The 7,231-nt window shown below is 75.4% G+C and carries 2 protein-coding genes; both read right to left on the reverse strand.

The window, feature by feature from the left end:
* Window positions 1-2,601 (reverse strand): condensation domain-containing protein (locus CIW48_RS32570; protein ID WP_149314473.1); only part of this gene is annotated, 2,601 nt, incomplete at its 3' end.
* Window positions 2,598-7,231 (reverse strand): non-ribosomal peptide synthetase (locus CIW48_RS32575; protein WP_149314474.1); only part of this gene is annotated, 4,634 nt, incomplete at its 5' end. The genes CIW48_RS32575 and CIW48_RS32570, both read right to left, overlap by 4 nt.

Consider the following 7,231-nt stretch of genomic DNA (forward strand, 5'->3'; position numbering starts at 1 on the left):
GCCGGGCCGTCCGAGGTAGCCCCGGGCGAGGCCGGTGCCGCCGATATACAGCGCGCCCACCACCCCCACCGGCACCGGGTGAAGCGCGTCGTCGAGGACCCAGGCGGTCCGGTCGCCCACCGGGCTGCCGATCGGCGCGTAGGGCGTGTCGCAGGCCGTACCGGCGGGGACCTTCCAGACGAGCGGCGTCACCACGGTCTCGGTCGGTCCGTAGCCGTTGATGAGACGGCGCGGCCCGAGGGTGCGGTTGATGCGCGCGAGTTCGTCGCGCGGCATCGCTTCGCCGCCGAAGGAGAGCAGGTCGAGGGTCGGCGCGCCGCCCTCCTGCTCGGCCCAGCGCGTCAGCTCCCGGACATAGCTCGGCGGGAAGCCGGCATTCGTCACGCCGTGGGTCCGGAACGCCGCGAACACCTCCGCCGGCGACCAGAGCGCGTCGTCGCGGAGCACGAGGCTGGCGCCGCAGGCGAGCGTCGTGAGCCAGCGCTCGTGACCGCCGTCGAAGTTGAAGGTGATGAAGTGGAACTCGCGCGAGTCCGCATCCATCCCGTAGAGCGGTGCGGTGGCGCTGACATGCATCGCGAGCGGTCCGTGCGCGACCGCCACCGCCTTCGGCCTTCCCGTCGAGCCCGAGGTGTAGATGAGGTAGGCGAGGTTCTCCGGGTGCAGCGCCACCGCCGGCGGAGCCTCCGCGGCGGCGTCGGGCGCGTCTTCGTCGATCAGGATCCGCCTGACCACGCCCTCGGCCGGCCCGCGGCCCGCATGGGCGTGATCCGTGACGAGGACGCGCGCGCCGCTGTCGGCGACCATCGCGGCGATGCGCGCATCCGGAAGGTCGAGCCCCAGCGGCAGGTAGGCGCCGCCCGCCTTGAGCACGCCGAGATAGGCAGCGAGCAGGGTGGGCGAACGGGGCAGCATCACGGCGGCGACCGTGTCCGGGCCGATGCCCGCTCCGGCCAGACGGTGCGCGAGGCGGTTCGCCTCGGCTTCCAGTGCGCCGCGGCTCGTGGCGCGGTCGGCGAAGATCACGGCGGTCCGTTCGGGATCCGCCCGCGCGAACCCGGCGATGATGTCGTGAACGGGGAGCCCGTCGTCGGGCGGTGCCGAGGGCGGGTTCAGCCGACCGATCTCGGCCGGGGTGAGCAGGGGCGCCCGGTGGATCGGCGCATCGGGGGCCGCGACGAGGCTGCCGAGGAGCGTCAGGAGATGGTCGCGCCAGCGCGCGACGGTCGCTTCGTCGAACAGGTCGCGCGCGTAGGTCAGGTGTGCGGTGAACCCGCCCTGCGCATCCTCCAGCGTGGTCAGGCCGAGATCCACGTGGGCGCTGCCGGTGGCGCGCGGGACGCGCTCCACCGACAGGCCGCCGAGGCGGATCGTGGCGAGCGGGCGTTCCTGCAGGTGCTGGACGATCGCCTGGAACAGGGGATTGCGACCGGGATGCCGCTCGGGGCTCAAGGCGCTCACGAGCCGCTCGAATGGCACGGATTGATGGGCCTGCGCCTCCACCAGGAGTGCTCGCGTCGCCTCGACGCAATCGGCAAAGCGCGCCAGCGGATCGAATGCAAAGGGCAGCACCAGCGTGTTGGCGAAGCTGCCGATCACCCTTGCGGTCTCCGGCCGGGTGCGGTTCGCCACTGGCACGCCGAGGCGGACCGTGCGCTCCGCGCCGAGGCGCTGGAGCAGGATCGCGAAACCGGCGGCGAGGACGTGGAACGCCGTCGCGCCGAGGCGCCGCGCCAGCCCGTGGATGCCCGCCGCGATCGCGGGCGGCAGCGGAAAGGTCAGGGTCTCCCCGGCGAAGCTGGGATTTTCGGGCCGCGGCCGGTCGGTGGGGAGCGCGAGGACGGGGTGTTCCGTGCCGAGAAGGTTCGTCCAGAACGCGAGGCTCGCGGCCTGGGCGCCGGCATCGAGCATCCGCGCCTGCCAAGCGGCGTAATCCGCGTAGGTGATCGCCGGCGGGGGGCTGTCCTGCGTTTCGGCCCCGTAGCCGGCCGCGACGTCGTCGATCAGCAGGTCCATCGACCACGCGTCGCCGACGATGTGGTGCAGGGTCAGGAAGACGACGTGACGCTCCGGCGCCTCGCGGACCAGGGCGGCGCGCACGAGCGGCCCGCGCGCGAGATCGAAGGACGCCCGTTCGATCCCAGCCTCGATCGCCGCGCGACGCGCCCGCGCCTCGGCCTCGTCGCAGCCGGTCAGGTCGTGGCGGGTCATCGCGAATCCAGCGGTCGCGTCGACCTGCTGCACGGGCTCGCCGTCGCGCAGGGGAAAGCGCGTGCGCAGGCCCGCGTGATGGGCGACGGCGCGCGCGAGCGCCCGGTCCAGCGCCTCCGGGTCGAGCGGACCGGACAGCCGCAGCGCGCCGACGATGTGATAGGCCGGGCTCTCCGGATCGAGCTGCCAGAGGAGCCAGAACCGGCGCTGCGCATCGGAGAGGGGCGCCGTGTCGCCGCCCTCTGCCGGCACGATCGGCAGACGGTCTGCATCGAGGCCGCGCGCGGCGAGTTCTTCCAGGAACCGGCGGCGCTTTCCGGCGGGCAGCGCGGCAAAGCGGGCCGCGAGAGCGCGCAGCTGGTCGTCCCGCGAGGGGCCGGTGTCAGTCATTCGGCATGTTCCAGCGCGTCGAGGAGGTCGCTCATCGCGTCGATGTCGGCATCCACGCCATCGGCGTTCCGGCTGTCGATCGCGACCGCGAGATCCGCCAGGGTGCGCGCCTCGAACACGGCGCGCAGGGGCAGAGCGATGTCGTGCGCCTCGTTCAGGCGCGCGACGACCCGGGCGACGAGGAGCGAGTGCCCGCCCTTGGCGAAGAAATTGTCGCCGCGCCCGACCGAGGGGAGACCCAGCACCTCGGCCCAGACGGCGGCGAGGCGCCGTTCCGTCTCGGTCCGCGGCGGGTCGGCGGCCAGGTCGGCGGCCGGCTCCGGCGCCGGCAGGGCAGCGCGGTCGACCTTGCCGTTGGGCGTCAGCGGCAGGGCATCGAGCGTCACGATGGACGCGGGCACCAGGGCGTCCGGCAGCGTGGCGGTGAGCGCCCGGCGCAAATCCTCGGGATCGAGCGCCGCCCCCGGGCTGGGGACGACGTAGCCCACGAGCCGCGTGTCGCCGGGCCGGCCCTGCCAGGCGGTCACGACCGCCTGCGCGATCCCGGGCCGGGCGACGAGCGCCGCCTCGATCTCGCCGGGCTCGATGCGCACGCCGCGGACCTTCACCTGATGGTCGGCCCGGCCCAGGTAATCGAGTTGTCTGTCCGCGCGCCAGCGCACGCGGTCCCCCGTCCGATACATGCGCGCGCCGGGTGGCCCGAAGGGGCAGGCGACGAACCGCTCGGCGGTGAGGCCTGGCCGTCCGAGGTATCCGCGGGCGACACCGGCGCCCGCGAGATAGAGTTCGCCGACCGTGCCCGGCGGGACCGGCCGAAGGCCGTCGTCGAGCACGTAGGCCTGCGTGTTCCACAGAGGCGCGCCGATGGGGACGGCCTCCCCGCCGGGATCGATATCCGCGGCCGTGGACCAGATCGTGGTCTCGGTCGGACCGTAGAGGTTGGTGACCCGCGCCGCGCGCGCGCTCAGGGCGCCGGCCAGGTCGGGCGGCAGCGCCTCGCCGCCCACCAGCACCCGCACGCCGTGCAGGGCCTCCGTTTCCACGAGGCCGCGCCACAGGGTCGGCGTCGCCTGCATCAGCGTGATGCCCGCCGCGCCGATGAGCCGCCCCAGCCGCCCGGGATCGAGCACGTCGTCCCGCTCGGCCAGCACCACGCGCGCGCCGCGAACGAGCGGCCCGAACAGTTCGAGGCCGGCGATGTCGAAGCCGACCGTGGTGACCGCGAGCAGGCGATCCGCCGGAGTCACGCCGAGGCGATCGACGAGGGCGTGCAGCAGGTTGGTCAGGCTGGCATGCGAGACCACCACTCCCTTGGGCCGGCCCGTGGAGCCGGAGGTATAGATCACGTAGGCGGGATGGGCGGGGACGAGCGGGCTCGTCCGATCCCGGTCGGTCGGCGCCTGCGCCGATGCGGTTGCGAGCGCGGCAGACCCTTCCGGGGAACCGAGGACGAGGGCGGGCAGGCCGTCCGGTCGTGGCACGCCGTCGATGGTCACGAGGCATGCGGGCCGGGCATCCGCCAGCATGAGGGCGAGGCGCGCCGCGGGGTAGCCCGGGTCGAGCGGCAGGTAGGCCGCCCCCGCCTTGAGCACGCCCAGCAGCGCCGCGACGAGGTCCGGCCCGCGCGGCAGCGCCACGGCCACGATGTTCTCCGGGCCGATCCCGCGGGCGATCAGCGCGTGGGCGATGCGGTTCGCCCGGGCCTCGAGCTCCGCGTAGCGCAGCACCTCCGACCCGGCGACGACGGCGACGGCCTCCGGCGCGCGGGCGGCCTGCGTGGCGACGAGCGCCGGCAGGGTCCCAGACGGCACCGCCCGCGCCGTCGCGTTCCAGTCTGTCAGGACCTGCCGCCGCTCGCCGGCCTCGAACAGGTCGAGATCCCCGATAGGCCGGTCCGGTGCGGCCGCCAGGGCGGCGAGCAGCCGCGCGAACCGGTGCGCGAGGCGGGTCGCGCCGGCCTCGTCGAAGAGGTCCGTGGCGTATTCGAGGTGGCCGACGACACCCGCTTCCGTCCCGTCGGACTCACGCCGCTCGACGAGATCGAAGGCGAGGTCGAACCGCGCGGCACCGGCACCGACCGAATCCGGGACGGCGCGCAGGCCGGCCAGGGCGAACGATGCCGGGACGCCGTCCTGAAGGGCCAGCATGACCTGGAACAGCGGATGGCGCGCGAGCGAGCGCGGCGGGTTCAGCACCTCCACGAGGCGCTCGAAGGGCACGTCCTGGTGCGCGTAGGCCTCGAGCGCGACGGCGCGGGCGCGCCCCACGAGATCGCGGCCGCTCGGGTCGCCGGACGTGTCGGTCCGCAGCACCAGCGTGTTGACGAAGCATCCGACGAGGCCGTCGAGGGCCTCGTCCGTGCGGCCCGCGATCGGACTCCCGAGGGAGATGTCCTCGCCCGCACCCAGGCGGGTCAGGAGCGCGGACAAGCCGGCCTGGAGCACCATGAACAGGCTCGCCCGCTCGCGCCGCGCGAGATCCGCCAGGGCGCGGTGCAGGTCCGGCCCCAGGGCGAGGGGCACGCGCCGCCCGCGGTGGCTCGCCGTCGCCGGGCGCGGCCGGTCGGTTGGCAGCGCGAGGCCTTCGGGCAGGCCCGCGAGCTGCGCGCGCCAGTAGCCGATCTCGCGGGCGATCAGGCTGTCCGGGGCGGCCTCGTCGCCGAGACGATCGCGCTGCCAGAGCGTGTAGTCCGCGTACTGCACCGGCAGGGCCGGGCGATCCGGCGCCGCGCCGCGGAGGCGCGCCGCGTAGGCCGCCGCGAGGTCGCGCATCAGCGGGGTCAGCGACCAGCCGTCGGCGGCGGCGTGGTGGATCAGGAGGAGGAGCCCGTGCGCATCGGGGCCGAAGCGGTACAGCCGCGCGCGGATCGGCAGGTCGACGGCCAAGTCGAAGGGCGCGCGTGCCGCCGCGGACAGCGCGTCCGGCCAGGAAGCCGGGTCCGCCGCGCGCACGTCGAGGGCGGGCCGCGCCGCGTCGGGCGGCAGCACGTGCTGCGCGGGCGCCCCGTCGATCTCGACGACGCGGGTGCGCAGGCTCTCGTGGCGCGCCACCACGTCGGCGAGGGCCGCGCGCAGAGCGTCCGCGTCGAGCGCTCCCGCGAGGCGGAGCGCGATCGGGATGGTGTAGGGATGCGCCCCGTCGATCCGCGACAGCAGCCACATCCGGGTCTGGGCCGGGGAGAGCGGGACCACGTCCGGCCGCGGGCGCGCCACGAGGGGCGTGCGGGTGGGGCCGGAGCGTCCGGCCGCGTCGTCGCCGGCCGCGGCGATCCACCCGCTCAGCGCCGAGACCGTGGGGGCCTCGAACACGGCGCGCAGCGGCAGCTCGGTGCCCAGCGCCGCGCGCAGTCGGCTGACGAGGCGGGTGGCGAGCAGCGAGTGGCCGCCGAGATCGAAGAAGCTGTCGTCGATCCCGACCGCGTCGAGTCCGAGCACCTGCGCGAAGGCCTGCGCCACGGCGGCCTCCTGCGCGGTGCGCGGCCGGCGCCGATCCGGGCCGGCCCAGTCCGGTTTGGGGAGCTGGCGGGTGTCGAGCTTGCCGTTGGGCGAGAGCGGCAGGGCGGGCATGGCGAGGATGCGGGCGGGGCAGAGCGCCTCCGGCAGCGTCTCGGCCAGGGCGCGCCGCAACGCTGCCTCGTCGAGCGCGCCGCCCGCCGCCGGCACCGCGTAGCCCACGAGCCGCAGGGCCCCGTCCGGTCCTGGACGGGCGACCACCGCCGCCTCGGCCACGCCGGGCAGGGCCCGCAACGCCGCGGCCGCCTCGCCCGGCTCGACGCGCTGGCCGCGGATCTTGACCTGATCGTCCGTCCGCCCGCGATAATCGAGCTGCCCGTCCGCCCGCCACGCGGCCCGGTCGCCGGTGCGGTACAGCCGCGCCCCGGACGGCGTGCCGTCGCGCCCGGCTCCCGGGTCGGGCACGAACCGCGCGGCGGTCAGACCCGGCTGGCCGCGATAGCCCCGCGCCAGGCCGAGGCCGCCGATATACAGCGCGCCCACCACCCCCACCGGCACCGGGTGGAGCGCGTCGTCGAGGACGAGCAGGCGCAGGTTGGCGATCGGCGTGCCGATCGGCACGCGCGGGCCGGGGCCGGGGCCCTCCGCCCAGGCGGCGACGTCGCAGGCGGTGACGTCGATGGCCGCCTCTGTGGGTCCGTAGAGGTTGTGCACCCGTGCGCCGGTGCGGGCGGCGACGGCCTGGGCGAGGTCGGCCGGCAGGGCCTCGCCGCTGGCGACCAGGCGGGTGAGGCTGGCCGCACCGTCGAGGGCGCCGGCGGCGAGCGCGGCCGAGAGCTGGGCGGGCACGAAGTGCACGAGGGTGACGGCGTGGTCGCCGATGAGGCGGGCCAGCGCGTCGGGGTCGCGGTGGGCGTGCGGCGGCGCCATGACGAGGCGGGCGCCGCTGACGAGGGGCAGGAGGATCTCCCAGACGGCGACGTCGAAGGAGACGGGGGTCTTGTGCAGGATGGTGTCGTGGGGTCCGACGCGCAGGTGCTCGGCCATCCAGGCGAGGCGGTTGGCGAGGGCGGCGTGGGTGTTGGCGCAGGCCTTCGGTGTTCCGGTCGAGCCGGAGGTGTGCAGGATGTAGGCGAGGGCGTCCGGGTGGGGCGCGCGGGTGCGGGGCCGGAAGGGCC

This window comes from Methylobacterium sp. P1-11, from assembly GCF_008329595.1.
Classification (GTDB): Bacteria; Pseudomonadota; Alphaproteobacteria; order Rhizobiales; family Beijerinckiaceae; genus Methylobacterium.